The sequence below is a fragment of the Anaerocolumna sp. MB42-C2 genome, assembly GCF_030913705.1.
Taxonomy (GTDB): domain Bacteria; phylum Bacillota; class Clostridia; order Lachnospirales; family Lachnospiraceae; genus Anaerocolumna.
In genome coordinates this window covers 3,290,859-3,311,880 of sequence record NZ_CP133190.1, presented here as the reverse complement: position 1 = coordinate 3,311,880, position 21,022 = coordinate 3,290,859, and the positions used below count along the sequence as shown (strand labels likewise).

Below are 21,022 nucleotides of genomic sequence, written 5' to 3'. Positions count from 1 at the left end.
ATATACAATATATAGGGGCCGGAATACTATCAATGGGGATAGGCCTTTGCTCATAGCCATCGGGAACGGTGGCCCGGCCCCCTCTAATACCTAATCAAAAGATTGCATCAATAGCTTAGCTGTTGGTGCTTTTTTACTATAAAACAATCATGTATTTTTATAAATAAGCCTTTCGAAATGTCGATTTTTAGATTATAATAGTATTATGAATAAAATGTCAAAATTTTGAGGTGAGCTATGGCAATAAAGATAAACAACTATGCAGTAAATCAGGCTGAAAAGGGGTCAGTTATTTATGAGTTAGATGAACAGATTAATAGTGTATGTATTATTTTAAAAGGGCGGGTACAGGCTGTTAATCATGGTTCTAAAATTATATTAGGATCTGGAAATTTCTTAGGTGTCAGCGATCTGTTATATAAAGGGCGATATCTGAATACGTATATTGCTTATGACGATTTAACTTTCTATTGTTTCCCCATACAACAAAAAGATGAATTAGGAGAAATATTTGCTTCCAATAAGGATTATAAAGGTTTAATGGTTGCATCTTTGACCAGGCAGATCAATGAATTGGATAAGGTATACAGTGCGTTGCAATTAATGGCCGACCAGCTTTATAATTTTATATACCGTAATTATGAGGTTTATTTGGAAACCGGAAAAAGGTATGGTTATCCGACGACCGTTATTGATTCCATACAGGATATGGAAAGATATAACAGCGAATCCATTATAGATGAGAGAAAGTTAGCTTATTATAAGGAATGCGCTAAAATTTCTTTGGATGTATGGAAGTCTTTTTGCACTTCGGGAGATGGGGTAACTCTCTATTTGGTGGAAGAAATATCGGAATTAATAGATCAATTAACTACGGAATGTATGGAATTATCCACTTATATTTATGATATATTCAGTCTGTTAATGAACAATACGGATAGTTGTCTTTTTAAAGAATTTGCAGCTTTGTCCATTTCCATAGAAGAAAGCGGCGGTTATAACAACGACATATTACATATAGTAGATGAAATAATCGACCAGATAAATAAGACTGAAAAGCTTTATGAAGAAAAGGTTGGAAGATCCATACAAGTGGATAGGACCCGTATGGAAGAAATATATTATCTGTTGTTATCTAAAAACAGCAGTCGGAAGGAACAGGTTGAAAATAACTTCCAGTATACTCAGAGTGAATTACAGCAAATGTCAGAGGACTTTAAGGATTCCTTAAAACAGATTCAGCTTTATTGCGAAAGAGATGCAGAAAAAGCAGAGGAGCTTAATCAGCTTGTGCTTAATTTTATTAACCTTAAAGATAAGTTTTCTTCAGATGACAAAACCAGGGTATTGCGCAGGAAGATTATGCAGCATTATTACGAATTATATGAAAGGGTATTCTTTAAAGCGCTGAATGATAAAGAAGTACCAAAGATCATTGATTTGTTCTTGAAATACGGATTTCTGGACGAAAGACTTTTATCCAGAGAACAGTTAAAAGAATTATATAATCTGGATGAGGAATCAACAAATAACCAGGAACCCTGTAAGGTTTATAATATTAAAGACTGGCTTATTAATATTTACAAGGGAGCTAAGGAACCCTCCAAAAATGAATTTGATTTGGATTATACAGATATGCTCCGTGACAGAAAAAGGAAAGCAGAAATAACAGAAACTCAGGAAAAAGAATTATTATCGAACCAGAGAGAGAAAGTCATCTACGAAATAAATAATATGTTCCGCTATAATCACAGGGTAGTCAGCGGACAAATCAGCACATTTGTGCCATTCTTATGGGGCGATAATATGTTTAAGGACATTAAGAAATTACTGGTAACGGCAGAAACGGTTAACCGTGCCATAAATGAACTCCTTGAAGTTGATTATTCGGTTTTCCACAGAGAGGTAATGTATGTGAACGTAGAGAAAGGTATCTCCAAAGAATATATTTTAAAGCAGGTATTTCCGGATATTATACTAATGCCTACTTTAGGGTATAACGGTGTTATGTGGCAGGAAATCACCGGGAAGAGGAAAAGCAACGAGGGAAGGTTTGTTCTGCCTAACTTTTCGGATGTGAATATTAAGGACATATTAATAAAGATACTTGGCAGGTTCCGTTGGGAATTATGCAGAAGCATTCAGGGAAGTGCCTGGAACAATATTAAGTATAGGTCATTAACTTCCGAATATGCAGATTATATCCAATTCTTTAAAAAGAACAGGGAACTTTCGGAAGAAGTAAAAGAAAAAGTAAAATCGCAGATACAAAAAGGTAAGGGCAATTACCGTGAGATTTTTGTTATTGATTATGAAGCATGGGTGAAAGGGGAAGCCACCGGTGCAATAAGGCTTAACAGGGTAGCAAGGGAAATGCTGGCAACTTACTGTCCGTTTAGTAAACCCATTAGAGACAGGGTAAAAATGCAGCCTTTATTTGCAGATGCAATGGAACGATTTACACGAAATACCTTAAAAAAGAAAAAAGAATTAGATTTAAGATTCCGTGCAATTGAAAAAGAAGGCGGAGAGATTACGGAAGAATTAATGGAGACATATATTTTCTATCGTGACTTATAAGGAATTTATATTTGGAAATACCATATTTAGTTACTATTAAATCCGGGATGAAATTATCTGTCAATTAACATGTTGCTGTTCGATATATTAACTACAGTTTAAAAATGTAAAAGGATATTGACAAATATCAAATTATTATTTATAATGACATTATAAATCAATCGATTGATTTAATTAACAGATAATTCAACAAGACATTTTGTGCTTAAGGGAAAGGAGGAGATTCCAATGGGTTCTTTAGAGGAAGATTCAGAGTATATACCTATCCGTTACATGCAGAAAGATTGTCCTGCTGGAAAGGCCTTCAACATAGATGAATGTATCTAAGGATATGCAAGTTGCGTGATATAGAATTTGGAGTTATATAATGATTAAAATTCTGAATGCATGTAATATGGAACTGTAAAACCTGTTATTAAATCAGCTTTAGCAGGGCATAAAGTTATATAAGAGACTCCGATTAACTACATAAAAGGAGATTGAAATAAGAAGTAACAGGATAACACCTGCCATAAACATATTTATGGCAGGTGTTTTTTGTGAGTGCAGCTAAAGCTAAAGTCATAAATAACCGAGACCAACATGCTGAGTTACATTTGTTACAGTTTGGCTGGAAGGCTGAACTGCAACAAATTACGAGGTTGCACTTGTCTTAATAGGCCCCGAATGGTAAGATAAAGTAGGATGAGTTTATAAATGAGAGGTATGATTATGCTTAGTTTACTTGATGTAAAAAAGTCTTATAAAAAGAATAAAGCGGTGGATGGAATATCATTTGAGATACAAAGAGGTGAAATATTCGGATTGGTCGGAGCAAACGGGGCTGGAAAATCAACTACTATTTCCATGCTGACGACAAAAACTAAGCCGGACAGCGGGGATATTATATATCAAGGTAAAAGCATAGTGAAAAATCCACAGCTTATCAGGGAGCATTTGGGTTACGTTCCGCAGGATATTACACTTTATTCATCCCTTTCAGGAAGAGATAATCTGGTATTTTGGGGGAATGCCTACCATGTACCTAAAAAAATATTAGAGGAAAGAATTAAGGAAGTCTGTGATATTATCGGTTTTACAAAAGACAATTTAAATCAGAAGACAGCTGAATATTCAGGGGGTATGAAACGGCGTCTTAATATAGGGGCGGCTCTATTGCATCATCCGGATTTTTTGGTGTTGGACGAGCCTACGGTTGGTATTGATATCATTGCCAGAAATCAAATTCTGGAATCTATAAGAAAGTTAAATCGTGGCGGCACAACCATTTTGTACTGCGGACATTACATGGATGAAGTGGAACAGCTATGTGATTCCATTTGTATATTGGATAAGGGTAAAGAAATTGTGTATGGAAAGAAGAAAACTTTATTAACAGATACAGATAAAACCTTGGAAGAGTTATATTATGAACTTATAGAAGTAAAATAACCGAGGGAGTACCATTTAGATAAATAGTGTATGCTTATGGCAGACGGATGGGAGTTAATATGGAACGTTATGATAATATTGTAAAAATAGAAGAAATCAGAAGATTGGTTGAAAACAGCCAATATGAAAAAGCAATGAAGATTTTGGACACCATGGATATTGTTAAAATTAAAGCTCTTACCGATTTGAGTATCATCGCGGATGTTTATACGCAAAGTGAACGATATGAAGAAGCCATGGAAGTATTAACCAAAATTTATGGTAAAACCAAAACAAGAAGAGTTCTGTACCAGCTTGTAGATTTGTCCATTAGAAGGGGCAACGTTTCGGATGCAGAGGAATACCTGGAGAAATACATTAAGGCAGCACCGATGGATCCCAACCGTTATATTTTACGGTATTGGATAGATAAGCTGAATCAAGAACCTTACGAGGTGCTGATAGAATCCCTGGAAAAATTAAAAGAATATGAATATTATGAAATGTGGGCTTATGAACTTGCCAAACTCTATCATAAAGCCGGAATGAAGGATAAATGCGTCAGGGAATGCAGTGATATTATATTATGGTTTGGTGATGGTATTTATGTAGAAAAAGCCAGACTGTTAAAGGGTTATTATGTTGGAGAAATCAACCCGGTACATATGCTGAAAGCAAAAGAAAAAAAAGAAGCAGAAAAGAAGTTTGGACTGGATAAAACGAAAGATTTCAGCGTTATGCGAAGTCAGATCGATCAATTCTTAGCTGAGGAAGATACTTCTGCCAATGGGAAACCGGATATGCTAAAGACCCGGCACAGTGATTATGAAAGAGATATGGAAAATACAGAGAATAATGATCCTGAACTGCAAGCATTTTTTAAAAAAGTTGCAAGAAAACTAGAAAGAGATGTAATGCATAAAAACGGTTTGGAGCATCTTAAAAAAGAGATTGAGAATTCAGGAGATGGTCTGGAGAATGCAGAAAAAAGCTCAGAAAATGGATCCGTACCAAATCATATATTTCATATTGTAAGGAAATTAGATACTGACCTTGAAAATGAAGAATCCTATTCAAAAGATCAGGAAGACAAGGAAGAGACTCAATATTTAGAAGTAAATGAAGAAGCAGACGAGAAACAAAATTATGAAATGAAAGAAGAGGCCGAGGAAGAACAATATCTCGGAACAACGGAAGAAAACCAATATAACGGAGCAGAAGAAATAGAAGAAGACCAATATCTCGGAATAACCGATGAACTTCAAAAATCTGATGATAATGAAGTTAAAAAAGAAGTTACAGATGAAAAAATAATAACCGAACAAAAAGAGATTATTCCGTTATCCGATGTGGAAAATAATAAAACAAATGAGAATGAGATTGAGGTTATGAAACAGCCGGTAATTAATATGGAGAAGAATCAAAAAGAATCAAGATATACTCCGGATAAATTTGATTCTATATTTTCTGAAGCCGGTATGAATTACGAAAAAGATTTTGGATATTTTGTCAACATGGATTCCTGCAGAAATCAAATAGAATCATGCTTAGAAAGTATCCTGTCTGACTATTCAAAAACAAATCACATAGTAGTTATCGGCGAAAGAAAAACCGGTAAAACGACTCTGGCAAAGAAAATATCAAAGGCACTTTATGGACTTAATTGGATCAATACAAATCGTATAGCAAAAATATCGGCCTCAAAGCTTAACGGAATTTCTTTGGAATCAAAGAAAGATAAATTGATTAACAGTTCCCTGATTATTGAAGAAGCCGGATTACTGGATTCGGATGCCGTTGAACAATTAGTTTCGTTAATACAGAATTTAGGAGAAAATATATTTGTTATATTAGAGGATAATCAAAAAGGTATGAAAAATCTTTTTGATAGGAATCCTAACATAGGTGAGATATTCGGTAATATGATAAATCTCCCAGAGTATTCAAAAGAAGATTTATCAGGATTTGCTTTTACTTATATACGGAATAACGATTATGAATTTACCAGGGAAGTTAAAATCGCTTTTGAAAAGGAAATAGAAAGAATCATTAACGTTGTAAAAAATGAAGATCGGTTAGAGGCTGTAATGGAATTGGCAAAAAGGACTAAAACATCTGCAGATAAAAGAAATAAATCTCTGCTTTCGGATATTATTCATGACCGGGATTTAAGTTCAGAAGACTTCTTATATATTAAAAAAGAGGATTTTATATAATATTGTGCAAAATGGACAAATTCTAAGAATTCCAGTTATTTAGCGCCAAAACAGGTATCTATTCTGTGAATATAAACGCATACATGATGTTGTTAGAACGGTATTGACTGAAAAGTCACAATTATATATGGGAGGAGGAATCAAATGGATAATGAAATATATGTCATAGGGCATATCAATCCGGATACGGACTCCATTTGTTCAGCAATTGCTTATGCAAAGTTAAAAAGGATTCTAACCGGCGGAGAATACAAAGCAAAAAGGGCAGGTCAGATAAATTCTGAAACAAGGTTTGTACTGGATCGGTTTAAGGTCACAGCACCCAGCTACTTATCGGATATCCGTACCCAGGTAAAAGATATAGAGATACGAAGGACAGAGGGGGTTAAAAAAGATATATCACTTAAAACCGCCTGGTCCTATATGCGAAAAAATAATGTGGTAACGTTACCTATTATTAATCAAGATAATCGTCTGGAGGGTTTAATTACCATTGGTGATATCGCTAAGTCATACATGGATGTTTATGATAACCGGATATTAACGAAAGCGGAAACATCTTGTATTAATATTATAGAAACCTTAGAGGGTGAATTGGCAGCAGGAGATTTGGAAGAAATTTTTGCTGATGGTAAAGTTCTGATCGCTGCCGCTAATCCGGACCTGATGGAAACTTATATTGAAAAAGGCGATATAGTAATATTAGGAAACCGGTATGAATCCCAGCTTTGCGCAATTGAAATGAATGCGAAATGTATCATAGTCTGTGACGGCGCCAAGGTATCAAAAACCATAACAAAACTGGCGCAGAACAATAAATGTACGATTATTCGGACTCCTTTTGATACATTTACAGCTGCCAGGTTGATTAATCAAAGCATACCAATCTGGTTTTTTATGACTGCCCAGGAGTTAATAACCTTTTCCACGGAAGATTATATAGAGGATATCAGGGAAATTATGGCAAAAAAAAGGTACCGTGATTTTCCGGTTCTGAATAAAGACGGATGTTATATTGGTATGATCTCCAGACGAAACCTTTTAAATCCAAAAAGAAAAAAAGTTATATTAGTGGATCATAATGAGAAATCCCAGGCAGTGGATGGTCTGGAGGATGCAGAAATACTGGAAATCATAGATCATCATCGCCTTGGCAGTTTAGAAACCATAAGCCCGGTATTTTTCCGTAACCAACCTTTAGGTTGCACGGCTACTATAATATACCAGATGTACCGTGAAAATGGTATTGAGGTTGAACCTCAGATGGCAGGTTTGTTATGCTCGGCCATACTATCCGATACCCTGGTTTACCGGTCTCCTACCTGTACCGACATAGACCGGACCTCCTCTGAGGAACTTGCGAAAATAGCCGGTATACAGGTAGAGGAATATGCAAAAGAAATGTTTGCGGCAGGCAGCAACCTGACCTCAAAATCACCGGAGGAAATATTCTATCAGGACTTTAAAAAATTTACGGCTGGAGATCTGATTTTTGGAGTAGGTCAAATTAATTCCATGAATCAGGAAGAATTAGAAGCCATTAAGGAAAAACTGGTACCATATATGCAGAAAGCATTCAAAGATCATGGAGTGGAAATGCTATTCTTTATGCTTACCAATATAATTGACAGTTCCACGGAATTGCTATATCAGGGTGCCGGTTCAAAAGAATTGCTTGTAAATGCTTTTAAACTGGATAAAGGCAGCGATATTATTTATCTGAGGGGAGTTGTATCAAGGAAGAAACAGTTAATTCCTGCCTTGATGATAACTCTCCAGCAGGACAATGTTTAGATTTTAAATTGAATCTGAATATTTTTCTTTAGGTTTTTACCGCCTACGGATTTTACATTTTGAGTAACCGTTAATATGTAGGATTCATTTTCCGTATAAGGCTCTAAGGGTTCAATTTCTATGTATTTATTAATGGAATCGTAACTTATATGGGTTTTAAGAGGAATTTGGTTGATGGAAGTGACATAAAGATTACGATTATTTACGGTAGCAGGATTTAACGGTGAAGAAAATTTAATACGCCATACAAAATTACCCGTACGAAATTTTAGGGTCTGCCTGACTTTATCCTGGACTTCATCAGAAACGGATTCAATATTTAAAAAGTTATTTGACATTGTACTCACCTCAATTTTTCAGCGTTTGTGTTCTTTGCTTTATCTGCACCGGTAGACAAAGCTTATCAATTTAAATGTTATATAATTCTATTATACAATATTTTATAAAAATAGCATAGTAGTTATTAAGAATTAGAAATATACCTTTTATCAGATTAATGTACTAAATGATCGGAAATCTTTTCTGTTCATAGTGCAGGGAGGAAATTTAATGGAAAAAGAATTTTGGAAAGCCGGTAATATGTTATATCCCCTGCCGGCTGTTATGGTCAGCTGCCAGAGGGAAGGGGAAAAACCCAATATAATTACTGTGGCCTGGACGGGTACCATCTGCACCAATCCGGCTATGGTATATATATCGGTAAGACCCAGCCGGTTATCCTATGATATCATAAAAGACACGAAGGAATTTGTTCTTAATCTGACAACAAAGAAACTAGTGAAAGCAGTAGATTATTGCGGAGTCAGATCGGGAAGAGATGTAGATAAATTTCAAGAGATGAGATTAACGCCGGTTCCTGCAAAAGTGGTAAAAGCTCCATTGATTCAGGAATGTCCGGTTAATATAGAATGTAAAGTGAAGCAAATAATGAAGCTGGGTTCTCATGATATGTTTATATCGGAAGTCTTGGGGGTTCATGCAGATATTTCCTATTTAAACACAAAAGGCAAGTTTGATTTAAGTAAAGCAGACCCTATTGTTTACTCCCATGGAGAGTATTTTGGGTTGGGAGAACTAATGGGTAATTTTGGATACAGCGTCAAGAAAAAATAACCTGTTTAAGATTTAGAAAACGGGAAAAAATAAAAAGTACTTGGCGAGGTGGTCGAAAGGTGATATAATCTGTTCATTGTGTTCAAAAGAATTTATTTCATAATATCTTTAGAAATTATTTCGAATAACTTTAGATATTACTTCACAATTCTTTTTGGGAATATGATTATAAAGCCATTGGGGCTTGATTATCATACTGCGATGGATTTTATGTGACATGAAGACAGAATGAGAGGAAGATATGAAGAACATAGTATTGATTGGAATGCCTGGCGCCGGGAAAAGTACAATTGGTATTATACTTGCCAAGGTTTTGGGATATAATTTTATAGATTCTGATTTACTAATTCAGGAGCAGGAGAATTGTTTATTAAAGGATATCATAGAAGCGCGTGGTTTAGATGGGTTTATTGCCGTTGAAAATCAGGTTAACAGTGATATCAAAACAACCAATACAGTTATAGCAACAGGCGGAAGTATAATATATGGTACTGAAGCGATCAACCATTTACGGGAAATTGGCATTGTTGTATATATAAAATTAAGTTTAGAAACAATTGATAACCGTTTGGGGAACATAAAACAAAGAGGGGTAGTTTTTAAAGAGGGTCAGACATTAAAGTCTTTATATGAGGAACGTTGCCCATTATACGAAAAATATGCCCATATTGTTATAGATGGCGAAGAATTAAATGCGGAAGAACTTATGGATAAGATAGCGGAGGAAGTAAGGCATTATTCTTAACCGTAAGCTGAAAGAATTTTAGTATTATTTTACAGGAACTGAATAATGTAAAAAATATTTTACAACCAGATAATTTATGGTATAATCAAGTTAATCTAACAAATTTTACAATTAAAATTAGTGATTTATGTGCAAAATAGTAAAAATCACGTAACAAAAATAATGAGGTGTGCAATGGAGCAATATATTATAAAAGGCGGCAAAGCTTTGCATGGCGAAGTGTCAATTGGGGGCGCTAAGAATGCGGCGCTGGGGATTTTGTCTGCGGCCATTATGACGGATGAAACGGTAACTGTTGAAAATCTGCCTGATATAAGTGATATAAAGGTTATGCTGCAGGCAATTGAGGAAATAGGGGCGAAAGTTGATAGAATAAATGAACATTCTGTAAGAATTAATGGAAGTAAAATTGATTCCATGAGTATAGATTATGAATTCATACGTAAAATACGTGCATCCTACTATCTTTTAGGAGCTTTATTAGGTAAATATAAAAAAGCCCAGGTAGCTTTACCGGGTGGATGCAATATCGGAAGCAGGCCCATTGATCAACACATTAAAGGGTTTGAAGCTTTAGGTGCTTCCGTTAAAATCGAACATGGTATGATCCAGGCGGAAGCCAAAGAATTAAAGGGTACCCATATTTATCTGGATATAGCCAGCGTTGGGGCTACCATTAATATTATGATGGCGGCTTGCCTTGCAGACGGGGTTACTATTATCGAAAACTCAGCGAAAGAGCCTCATGTAGTTGATGTGGCAAACTTTTTAAATAGTATGGGCGCAAGTATTAAAGGTGCAGGAACAGATGTAATTCGTATTAAAGGTGTTAAGTCTTTATCCGGAAGTGAATATGCAATAATTCCTGATCAGATAGAAGCCGGTACCTTTATGTTTGCAGCAGCGGCAACAAAGGGGGACGTACTGATTAAGAACGTTATTCCGAAGCACCTTGAGGCAATTACAGCAAAACTTATAGAAATTGGTGTTTCGGTGGAGGAATATGATGATGCGGTACGTGTTACGGCATCTGACAGATTGGGACATACCAATATAAAAACTCTTCCATATCCCGGTTTTCCCACAGATATGCAGCCGCAGATGGCCGCAACCCTGGTGACATCTGAGGGGACAAGCATAGTAACGGAAACAATGTTTGAAAACCGTTTAAAATATGTTGATGAACTTGCCAGAATGGGAGCAAGTATTAAGGTTGAGGGTAATTCTGCAATTATCGTAGGAGTATCTGGCCTTACCGGTGCGATTGTCAGTGCACCTGATTTAAGAGCAGGTGCAGCTCTTGTTATAGCAGGATTAGTAGCCGAAGGGTTTACCATTGTGGAACAGGTTGAATTTATTGAACGGGGTTATGAGCATTTTGAACGGAAAATGCAAGGCCTTGGTGCAACAATGGCTAAAATAGATATCGAAGACGAAAAAGCCGTACAGAAATTTAAATTGAAAGTAAGTTAAGTATATAAAATGTAGCAAAGATATATATTATCTGATTTTAGCAAATGAAAAGGATATAAAAGAAGTGAATGGAAGCTTCTTCATATCCTTTTTTGATATTTTATGTTATAGTAGATTCAAAAAAGATATCCGGTAAAAGTTATATTCAAAAAGTATTTATTATATAATAGCTTCAATAATCAATTTGTGCTCTTTAGAAAGATCAATAAAACGGTTACCGACCTGAACAATTGGTTTTGATAGATAATGATTATTAATCAAACGGATTTCACCTACGGTCTGATCACTTAATCTCACACGTTTACCTACATAGGATTGCACAATTTCCTGAAGAAAAGTCATTATGTAATGAGGGTCGAATTTCTGAAGACCTTCTGCTTCAAATAAACTGAGTGCTTCGAATGGGCATAATGCAGGGCGGTAGACCCTGGCAGAAGTCATAGCATCATAAACATCGGCTATAGCAATTATTTTAGCAAAAGAATCAATTTCAGAACCGTGAAAACCATTGGGATATCCGCTGCCGTCACAACGTTCGTGGTGCATTAAAGCAGTATATTTTATACGAAGATCCACATCTTTATTTTTTAAAATCTGATAGCCCTTAACCGTATGGGTTTTAACGGTGGAATACTCTGAAGCTGTGAGACTGTCCTGTTTATTAATGATTTCGGACGGAAGCGTGAGTTTGCCTATATCATGCAATAAACCACTGGCAGTAAGGATATCAATGTCTTTTTCAGGTAACTTCAGCCAGTGCCCGAATACATTTGCAATTAATGCAACGTTGATGGAATGTACATAAGTTAAGTCGTCAAATTCCCGCATACAATGAAGCATATCAAATACATGAATGCCGTTACGGCTTTTCGACAATATCTGGGTAGTGTGTTTTATCAAACCGTTGATATCAAGAGTCGTATCTTTTGCTTCAATTTTATTTAATTCACCCTTAAAAACCGGAAGAGCTTCCATGAAAGAACTACTGAACTGTTTGAATTCGATACTTTCACGTGTCATTTGAGAATGGCTGGCATCTTTCATTGTCGGTTTCTTTACATCTTCCAAAATAATACTAAAGTCGTTAATGGAATAAAATTTAAGACGTGTAATAATTTTATCTGTCAAGGTGGTGCCTTCTGAGATAACCAGCTGGTTGTTATAATTGTAGATATCTTCTCCTGCTACCATCCCCGGGGTAGCCTGTTTCACTGTAATACGTTTTTTTTTCACGATTGCCCCCAATCTTTGCGTATAAACGCTATATACATATAAAGTTTTTGTTAGCATAAGTATAAGAATTATGTTACATTTTGTCAATAAAGAAAAAAGCCCTTGACAATATAATAAAAATAGTTTATTCTCAAACATATCAGATATAATATACGGTGGTATAAAGAACCGCCTTTTATCAGAGGTTTGAATAGCAATTTCTGATAAGTTTTATTAATTGCATATTAGGCAATATTTTCTCTTATTCAGAGTGACGGAGAGTAAAGGCTCTATGAAGTCACGGCAACCCCCATTGCGGAAGGTGCCAACCTGAGCGAGTAATCGAACAATAAGAGGATTTGATGTTTATTATTATCAAGTCCGTCTTATCGGGCTTTTTTTATTTCACAGGATAGTTCTACGAACTTCCTTATGTTAAAGAAAGCCCTCCGGACATGAAACATAAAAATCGGACCAGTTACCTTGTTATAAAAATCTCCGGATTTGATGCACATGTGCGAGAAAAACATCCAGGCGCCAGAAAGCTGCCGCATAACGGCTGCGCCCGGCGTAGTTAATACAAGCGTGAAAAACACGCAGATAGGAGCAAAAGTATGAATAAATTATTATTTACCTCAGAATCTGTTACAGAAGGACATCCTGATAAAATCTGTGATCAGGTTTCAGATGCAGTTTTAGACGCATTATTAGAACAGGATCCTATGAGCAGGGTTGCCTGTGAAACAGCTATAACCACCGGTTTAGTTTTGGTTATGGGTGAAATAACCACAAACGGTTATGTTGACATTCAGAAAATAGTTCGTGATACGATACGCGAAATCGGGTATGACAGATCTGATTACGGTTTTGATGCCAATACCTGCGGGGTTATCGTAGCATTGGATGAGCAGTCTGCCGATATAGCAATGGGAGTTAATAAGGCTCTGGAAGCCAGAGAACATACTATGTCAGAAAATGAATTGGAAGCAATTGGAGCCGGAGACCAGGGAATGATGTTTGGTTTTGCCAGCAATGAAACGGAAGAATATCTGCCATATCCAATCTATCTGGCACATCAGTTAACAAAACAGCTGACGAAAGTAAGAAAAGACGGAACCTTACCATATCTCCGTCCGGACGGAAAGTCTCAGGTTACAGTAGAATATAATGAAGAGGGTAAGCCGATACACTTAAATGCTGTAGTATTATCCACTCAGCATAATCCTGAGGTTACCCAGGAACAGATTCATAAAGATATTAAACAATACGTATTCGATGCAATATTACCAAGCGAATTAGTGGACGAAAGTACTAAATTCTTTATTAATCCAACCGGACGTTTTGTTATCGGCGGACCGAACGGTGACAGTGGTCTGACCGGACGTAAAATTATTGTAGATACCTATGGCGGTTATGCACGTCATGGCGGCGGTGCGTTTTCCGGCAAGGATTGTACCAAAGTAGACCGTTCAGCTTCTTATGCGGCTCGTTATGTTGCAAAAAACATTGTAGCGGCAGGTTTGGCAGATAAATGTGAAATTCAGTTATCCTATGCAATCGGCGTTGCACAGCCGACTTCCATTATGGTAGATACCTTTAATACCGGGAAATTAGAAAATAATGATCTAATCCAGATAATCCGGGATAATTTTGATTTGCGTCCTGCAGGAATTATTAAAATGTTGGATTTAAGACGTCCGATATATAAGAAAACAGCAGCCTATGGGCATTTTGGACGTAATGAGTTAAATTTACCATGGGAAAGATTAAACAAGGTAGATGACTTAAAGAAATATCTTTAATAAGTATTAAAAGTCTATTATATAAAATAAAACAGCCGGTGTCAGGTTGAGAAGCTCTCTTTCGACACCGGCTGTCTGTTTTTTGAAATCCATGTTCGAACCCGGCACAAAAACGTTTTGCATCAGTCTGTTAACAGAATATAAGTTTAATAAAATATTTATAAAAGTCATGGTTAGTTTATATATTATTCCGGTTGAAGTATGATATAATGAAAGCGGAATAAGGAATTGCAGGTAAACGTGCATATTCCGATTGGAACTATAAGATTATGAACACGGCTTTTGTTTATAATATAATAAAACTACTATTGATGAGTGAATCATATAAAGCAGGTGAAGAATTTGAAACTGAAAAGCAGGCTGTTAACAGCATTTTTAATAATTACAGCATTACCTATTTTTTTAATTACTCTTGCAGCCGGAACCATTGTAAGATTTCAAGCCAATTCCATAGAGCAGACCTATGATGTGAAATCGGATACTATTAAGCTGATTTCTAATCCGCTGCAGATTTTAAGCCGGTTAACCAGGGGAGTTTATAATGAAATTGTGATTACCTCCAAGCAGGAATCGGAGAGATTTGAGGATGAAACATATATAAATTACCTGAATTCAGAACTAAAGGGTAAGTATTCTTATATTGTTTTAAGAAAAGGCGATCAAATCATATACAGCGGTAAGAACGAGAATCTGGAATATATTAAAGGATACTTGCCGAAGTATGGTAAATACTCAACCGATATGGAAGGCGGTATGTATATTGACACCAAAAACCCATTTTTACTGAAACAACAGGATTTTCATTTTACGGACGGGTCAGAAGGAAGTATCTTTGTTATTACGGACGTAGATACTTTAGTGCCGCAGATCAGATCCTCCGCAATACAGATGGTATGCTCTCTGGTCTTTGTGGTAATATTAACAGCAGGTGTGCTGATTATCTGGATATATCGGAGTATTTTAAGGCCGTTAAATACCCTGCATGCGGCTACGGATGCCATGAAAGAGGGTAATCTGGATTATTCTATTGAGGGCGATCCGGAGGATGAGATCGGACAGCTTTGTGTAGATTTTGAAGAAATGCGTATCCGCCTTAAGGAGCTTATTGAAGTAAGGCTTAAGTATGAAGAGGATACTAAAGAGCTAATCAGTAATATATCTCATGATTTAAAAACGCCTATCACTGCCATAAAAGGTTATGCAGAGGGTATTATGGATGGTGTGGCAGATACGAAAGAGAAGCAGGCCAAGTATATAAAGACCATATATACGAAAGCCAATGATATGTCCGTTTTGGTGGATGAATTATCCTTTTATTCCAAAATAGACTGCAATACCATGCCGTATACTTTTACCAATATTAATCTGCATGATTATTTCAGTGATTGCATAGAGGAACTGACTTTGGATCTGGAGGTTAAAAATATTGAGGTTGTTTATAGAAACGAAACTGATCCTGCACTTAAAGTGTCGGCAGATGCGGAACAGTTAAAACGTGTTATCAATAATATTATCGGAAATTCCGTTAAATATATTGGTACCAGAAAAGGTCTCATAAAAATTCAGATTGAAGATATAGGTCAATCTGTTAAGATTTCAATTGCAGATAACGGACAGGGTATTGCTTCTAAGGATTTGCCGTATATATTTGAGCGTTTTTACAGGGCTGATTCCTCCCGTAATTCAACCAAAGGCGGAAGCGGTTTAGGTCTGGCAATTGCCAAGAAAATAATCCAGGACCATATGGGTAACATATGGGCTGAAAGTGAAGAAGGAAAAGGTACAACGATTTACATCACCTTGAAAAAATGTAAGGAGGTTACAGAATATGAGTAGGATATTAATTGTAGAGGATGAAATTGCAATTGCAGAATTAGAAAAAGATTACCTGGAGCTAAGCGGCTTCGAGGTTGAGATGGAAACCACGGGTGATGGCGGAGAAGCAAGAGCAGTGAATGAAGAATTTGATTTAATTATATTGGACTTAATGCTTCCCAATGTAGACGGTTTTGAAATATGCAAAAAAATCAGAGCAGTTAAAAATATTCCGATACTTATGGTTTCCGCCAAGAAGGATGATATTGATAAAATCAGGGGATTAGGACTCGGTGCGGATGACTATATTACCAAACCATTCAGCCCAAGTGAATTAGTAGCCAGGGTTAAGGCTCATTTGGCCAGATATGAGAGATTAATCGGTACCAGTACAAAAGAAAATGAAATCATTGAAATCAGGGGAATTAAAATTGATAAAACAGCCAGAAGAGTGTATGTAAATAATGAAGAGAAAAGTTTTACCACTAAAGAGTTTGACCTTTTGACTTTTTTGGCAGAGAACCCCAACCATGTTTATACTAAAGAAGAATTATTCCAGAAAATATGGGATATGGAATCGATCGGTGATATTGCTACCGTTACGGTACACATTAAAAAAATCCGTGAAAAGATTGAATTTAACACTTCAAAACCTCAATATATCGAGACTATTTGGGGTGTTGGGTACCGATTTAAGGTATAAATTCCATTATAATATAAAAGCCCGCTTGTAAATTCTGTATTTAACAAACTATCTCACATAGTATGCTTAGAATTTACGGCAGGCTTTATTTTGTGGTTTGTGTTGTGAGAGAAATAAAGAGAAGGTACTGTTCACAGGCAACAAACGCGACGTGTTTGTTATGAGTGTAATGTCACCGAAAACCGGAGAATTGCAGCGCCAAAACGAAAACCCCGAGACCTGCTACTTCTGTATAGCATTTGACAAAGGATTTTATAAATGGTAGAATATAGAAGTCAATTCAAAAGGAATAACTGATGAAGAGACTGTTAAAAGGCATATATCGTTCTAAAACGCATAAGGGAAAGCCCTGGTGGTAAGACGGTGACTGAATAGAAATTAAGTAAGCCCCCGGAACCTTTAGGTAACGGAGGTTTTTTGTTTATAGTAAATATAAGCATTGTTCTCGACCGGCAGGATGTGTAAAAGGAATCAGAGGCAGATTGTCACGAAAGCTTATAGCCTATTAAAAACAGCAGTCAATTTAACCCAGGAGGTGAAAATTAAGTGGAAACTAGAATTGCGCTAATCGGAATCATTGTGGAGAATGTAGAAGTAGTAGAAAGCGTGAATCAGATTCTTCATGAATATGGTAAGTATATTGTAGGGAGGATGGGGATCCCCTATAAGGAGAAAGGGGTAAGTATTATCAGTATCGTTATTGATGCGGATAATAATACAATCAGCTCCTTATCCGGTAAATTAGGTATGCTGGAAGGAATAAACGTAAAAACAGTATATTCTAAATATGGTAAAGAAAGATAGGAAAAGAGGAAAGATAATATGAAAAAATATATATCAATACTGTTGGTTATGATTTTAACGTTAACAATGACTGCAGGATGCCAGAAGAATGTAAAAAATAGTGGAAACACAGAAAGCAATGCAGCAAAAGATACCTTAACGGAAACCGTACAGGAGGCAACCTCAGCGGAAGATCCGGCAAAGAGCGAAGAGAATACCGAGGAGGCAGAATCCGCAGAGAGCGTGGCACCGGAGGAAAAGATGGATATTCATATTGCCGCCTTAAAGGGACCGACGGCAATGGGAATGGTTAAAATTATGGATGATTCTGAAAAAGGTGAGGCGGCCAATAACTATGATTTCACTATAGCAGGTGCACCGGATGAAATTACCGCGGGAATCATAAAAGGCAACTTTGATATTGCTGCTATTCCCTGCAATTTAGCTGCAGTATTATATAATAAATCCAAAGGCGGCCTTGTTGTGGCGGGTATTAATACATTGGGGGTACTATATGTAGTTGAGACCGGGAAAGAAATTAACAGTGTAGAGGATTTAAAAGGTAAGACAATTTATTCCACCGGTAAAGGTACAACGCCGGAATATACGTTAAATTATTTACTTTCTTCCCATGGAATTGATCCGGCAAAGGATGTAACGATAGAGTACAAGTCAGAAGCTACGGAAGTAGCCACAGTTTTAAAGGAAGCCACAGATGCGGTAGCTATGCTTCCTCAACCCTTTGTAACGACTGTAATGATGAATAATAAGAATTTAAGAATTGCATTGGATGTCACGAAGGAATGGGATAAAATCAGTGAGAATGGCAGTACGGTAGTAACCGGTGTTATTGTTATAAATAAAAAATTCCTGGAAACGAATAAAGCAGCCGTTGATACTTTTCTCTCCGAATATGAAGAATCTGCACAGTATGTAAATAGTAATAAGGAAGCCGCAGCTGCTTTAATAGAAAAATTTGATATTTTTAAAGCTGCACCTGTATTAAAGGCTTTACCGTACTGTAATATTACTTCGATTCAGGGTGAGGACATGAAAGGGAAAATAAGCGGTTACCTGGAGACTTTATTTGAACAGAATCCGGATACGGTAGGCGGTAAACTTCCTGATGAATCTTTTTATTATATTAAATAAAATAACTGTTTGTTATTCAGGCAGAAAGGAATCCGGTATGAAACAGTTAAAAGCGGCTGTATATAATAGTAAATATAGATTCTTGGCAGTTTTTTTCTGGATAGCGGTCTGGCAGCTTGCAAGTAAACTTGTTTCTAAGGAGATGCTTTTAGCATCTCCCTTTGCCGTTATAAAAGCTTTCGGAGCTTTAGCCGGTAAAAGTGTCTTTTGGCTGTCAATTTTCAATTCTTTTTTAAAGATATTAATGGGATTTTTGATTGCAATCTTTTTTGGAATCTTACTTGCTGTTTTATCTTATAAAATTTTAGTATTAAAAGAAATAATTTCTCCCTTAATGAAAATCATACAGGCAACACCGGTGGCATCGTTTATTATCTTAGCCTTATTATGGGTGGAGTCAAAAAATCTGTCCATATTATGTTCGTTTCTGATGGTAATACCGGTGATCTATGTGAATGTTTTGCAAGGTATTATGGGAACGGATACCAAACTAAAAGAAATGGCTTATGTGTTTCAAATTACTCCATTTAAGAGGGTACGTTATATCTATCTCCCGGCAGTTATGCCTTATTTTGTATCGGCCAGCACGGTTGGACTTGGATTGTGCTGGAAAGCGGGAATTGCTGCTGAAGTTATCGGATTACCCAAGTATTCCATTGGAGAACAGTTATATGAGGCTAAAATATATTTAATGACGGATGAATTATTTGCATGGACGATAGTTATAATTCTTATTAGTGTGATTTCCGAAAAATTAATTATTTGTCTCATTCACAGAGTCCAGATTATGTTAACTTAAATAGAATATGGCAAAACCGATTTGGACTAAAATCACTGCGGAATAAAATAGACGTTAATCATCTGGAAATAAATTTTACTAACTTAGGATTTTGGTATCAAAGCATTACAATTAATTGACAATCATAATTTAAAGTTGGCTTTTGACACTCAATAATTACCAGAAAAACAGTATATTTGATAACCTTGGAGCTGGCTATGAATACTATTAATGTAAGAAATCTGACAAAAAAATATGATGGCATACCGGTGCTGAATCAGCTAAACCTGGAGATTAAGGAGGGGAATATTACCTGCATTATGGGTCCATCGGGGATAGGAAAAACCACTCTGATTAATATCTTAATGGGTTTGGTTAAAGCAGATTCCGGCGTGATAGAAGGAGTTGCCGGTAAAAAATTTGCGGCTGTATTCCAGGAAAACCGTCTATGTGAAGAAATAAGTGCAATCTTAAATATTAAAATGGTTTGCAATAAAAAAGTGACTGAAAGCCAGATTAAAAATGAACTGGAATCCGTTGGTTTAACAGATTATGAGAAGAAGGTAAATGAGTTAAGCGGAGGTATGAAACGAAGGGTGGCTATAGTCAGAGCAGTTATGGCAAACAGTGACATTATTATTATGGATGAACCCTTTAAAGGTTTGGATAATAAATTAAAAAATCAGGTCATCGATTACGTCAGACAAAAGACTAAGGGCAAAACCCTGATTGTGATAACCCATAATAAAGAGGAAGTGGAGGCGCTTTTTGCCGATCTGATTTCACTATCGTCTCACAGATAAAGTCAGCTGACTTTGACTGTGGTTTGTTTGTGGCTTTTATTTTTTTACGAGGCCATTGACACACTGATCCTAATATTAATTTATAAGAAAGGGGTTTTGTATGCTGAATTTATATAAGACAAGAAGAAGTATCCGAAAATTTCAGGATAAGGCAATAGAACAGGATAAAATGGAGGAGATTTTAAAAGGCGCCTTAATGGCTCCTTCCTCCAAAGGATTAAGGCCATGGGAATTACTTGTGGTAACTGACGGAGAATTATTGCAGAAATTAAGTGAATCCAGGGGACCGGCTTCCAAACTCATATCCGGTGCAGCTGCAGGAATTGTGGTTCTCGCTGACGCCAAATGTTCCGATGTATGGACTGAAGATGCCTCAATAATTGCAATAATGATACAATTATCGGCTCATTCCCTCGGACTCGGCTCCTGTTGGGTGCAAGTAAGGGAAAGGCTGACACCCCAAGGAGAAACCGTAGACTCTTATATAAAAAATTTACTGGGTGTTCCGGCTAAATATAAAACAGAATGTATCCTGGCCTTAGGGTACCCGGCTGAAGAAAAAGAATCTCATAAGGAAGCGGATCTGCCCCTTAAAAAAATCCATTTTAATGCTTTCTGATCCTCTAAAGTCTTTACGTACGGA

17 protein-coding genes and 1 riboswitch are annotated in these 21,022 nt (G+C 36.4%); of the genes, 15 read left to right on the top strand and 2 right to left on the bottom strand.

Annotation, left to right across the window (positions count from 1 at the left end):
- Positions 1-237 precede the first annotated feature (237 nt).
- The 4 genes from RBU59_RS14610 to RBU59_RS14595 all read left to right on the top strand — a co-directional run bounded on the left by RBU59_RS14610 (position 238) and on the right by RBU59_RS14595 (position 8,000).
- Positions 238-2,580, top strand: a complete 2,343-nt coding sequence (locus RBU59_RS14610; RefSeq protein WP_308143257.1) for a cyclic nucleotide-binding domain-containing protein — start codon at positions 238-240, stop codon at positions 2,578-2,580.
- A 696-nt stretch (positions 2,581-3,276) separates the two neighbouring features.
- A complete protein-coding gene (locus RBU59_RS14605; RefSeq protein ID WP_308143256.1) occupies positions 3,277-4,011 on the top strand; it encodes an ABC transporter ATP-binding protein in 735 nt (244 codons plus the stop codon).
- 59 nt (positions 4,012-4,070) lie between these two features.
- Positions 4,071-6,206 carry a hypothetical protein gene (locus tag RBU59_RS14600; protein ID WP_308143255.1) on the top strand — a complete coding sequence of 712 codons (2,136 nt, stop codon included), beginning with the start codon at positions 4,071-4,073 and terminating at the stop codon, positions 6,204-6,206.
- 144 nt (positions 6,207-6,350) lie between these two features.
- Positions 6,351-8,000, top strand: a complete 1,650-nt coding sequence (locus RBU59_RS14595) for a putative manganese-dependent inorganic diphosphatase (protein ID WP_308143254.1) — start codon at positions 6,351-6,353, stop codon at positions 7,998-8,000.
- On the opposite strand, the gene RBU59_RS14590 is transcribed toward RBU59_RS14595, so the two are convergent.
- Complete coding sequence (locus RBU59_RS14590) at positions 7,997-8,338, bottom strand: Ig-like domain-containing protein (protein ID WP_308143253.1); 342 nt, start codon at positions 8,336-8,338, stop codon at positions 7,997-7,999. The two genes, RBU59_RS14595 and RBU59_RS14590, sit on opposite strands and share 4 nt — an antisense overlap.
- A gap of 211 nt (positions 8,339-8,549) precedes the next feature.
- Here RBU59_RS14590 and RBU59_RS14585 point away from each other — a divergent pair, with 211 nt between their 5' ends.
- The 3 genes from RBU59_RS14585 to RBU59_RS14575 all read left to right on the top strand — a co-directional run bounded on the left by RBU59_RS14585 (position 8,550) and on the right by RBU59_RS14575 (position 11,331).
- Complete coding sequence (locus tag RBU59_RS14585; RefSeq protein ID WP_308143252.1) at positions 8,550-9,113, top strand: flavin reductase family protein; 564 nt, start codon at positions 8,550-8,552, stop codon at positions 9,111-9,113.
- 241 nt (positions 9,114-9,354) lie between these two features.
- Positions 9,355-9,858, top strand: coding sequence for a shikimate kinase (locus tag RBU59_RS14580; protein ID WP_308143251.1), 504 nt, complete (start codon positions 9,355-9,357; stop codon positions 9,856-9,858).
- Positions 9,859-10,032: 174 nt separating this feature from the next.
- Positions 10,033-11,331 (top strand): UDP-N-acetylglucosamine 1-carboxyvinyltransferase, encoded by a 1,299-nt coding sequence (locus RBU59_RS14575; RefSeq protein ID WP_308143250.1) that lies wholly within the window; start codon positions 10,033-10,035, stop codon positions 11,329-11,331.
- Between the two features lie 159 nt (positions 11,332-11,490).
- Here the strand turns inward: RBU59_RS14575 and RBU59_RS14570 are convergent, their stop codons facing one another.
- The gene (locus tag RBU59_RS14570) at positions 11,491-12,564 is read right to left on the bottom strand and encodes an HD-GYP domain-containing protein (protein ID WP_308143249.1); all 1,074 of its coding nucleotides are present in this window, start codon (positions 12,562-12,564) and stop codon (positions 11,491-11,493) included.
- Between the two features lie 238 nt (positions 12,565-12,802).
- Positions 12,803-12,899, top strand: a riboswitch (SAM riboswitch).
- 258 nt (positions 12,900-13,157) lie between these two features.
- Here RBU59_RS14570 and metK point away from each other — a divergent pair.
- The 8 genes from metK to RBU59_RS14530 all read left to right on the top strand — a co-directional run bounded on the left by metK (position 13,158) and on the right by RBU59_RS14530 (position 20,998).
- Positions 13,158-14,345: a methionine adenosyltransferase gene (gene metK / locus RBU59_RS14565; RefSeq protein WP_308143248.1), complete on the top strand. Its 1,188-nt coding sequence runs from the start codon at positions 13,158-13,160 to the stop codon at positions 14,343-14,345.
- 333 nt (positions 14,346-14,678) lie between these two features.
- A complete protein-coding gene (locus RBU59_RS14560; protein ID WP_334307736.1) occupies positions 14,679-16,181 on the top strand; it encodes a sensor histidine kinase in 1,503 nt (500 codons plus the stop codon).
- Positions 16,174-16,863: a response regulator transcription factor gene (locus RBU59_RS14555; RefSeq protein WP_308143246.1), complete on the top strand. Its 690-nt coding sequence runs from the start codon at positions 16,174-16,176 to the stop codon at positions 16,861-16,863. The genes RBU59_RS14560 and RBU59_RS14555 overlap by 8 nt, the downstream gene beginning before the upstream one ends.
- 546 nt (positions 16,864-17,409) lie before the next feature.
- Complete coding sequence (locus RBU59_RS14550; RefSeq protein WP_308143245.1) at positions 17,410-17,667, top strand: TM1266 family iron-only hydrogenase system putative regulator; 258 nt, start codon at positions 17,410-17,412, stop codon at positions 17,665-17,667.
- Between the two features lie 18 nt (positions 17,668-17,685).
- Positions 17,686-18,798 (top strand): ABC transporter substrate-binding protein, encoded by a 1,113-nt coding sequence (locus RBU59_RS14545; RefSeq protein WP_308143244.1) that lies wholly within the window; start codon positions 17,686-17,688, stop codon positions 18,796-18,798.
- Positions 18,799-18,835: 37 nt separating this feature from the next.
- Positions 18,836-19,597, top strand: coding sequence for an ABC transporter permease (locus RBU59_RS14540; protein ID WP_308143243.1), 762 nt, complete (start codon positions 18,836-18,838; stop codon positions 19,595-19,597).
- A gap of 197 nt (positions 19,598-19,794) precedes the next feature.
- The gene (locus tag RBU59_RS14535) at positions 19,795-20,379 is read left to right on the top strand and encodes an ATP-binding cassette domain-containing protein (protein WP_308143242.1); all 585 of its coding nucleotides are present in this window, start codon (positions 19,795-19,797) and stop codon (positions 20,377-20,379) included.
- Positions 20,380-20,479: 100 nt separating this feature from the next.
- Positions 20,480-20,998 (top strand): nitroreductase family protein, encoded by a 519-nt coding sequence (locus tag RBU59_RS14530; RefSeq protein ID WP_308143241.1) that lies wholly within the window; start codon positions 20,480-20,482, stop codon positions 20,996-20,998.
- Positions 20,999-21,022 lie beyond the last annotated feature (24 nt).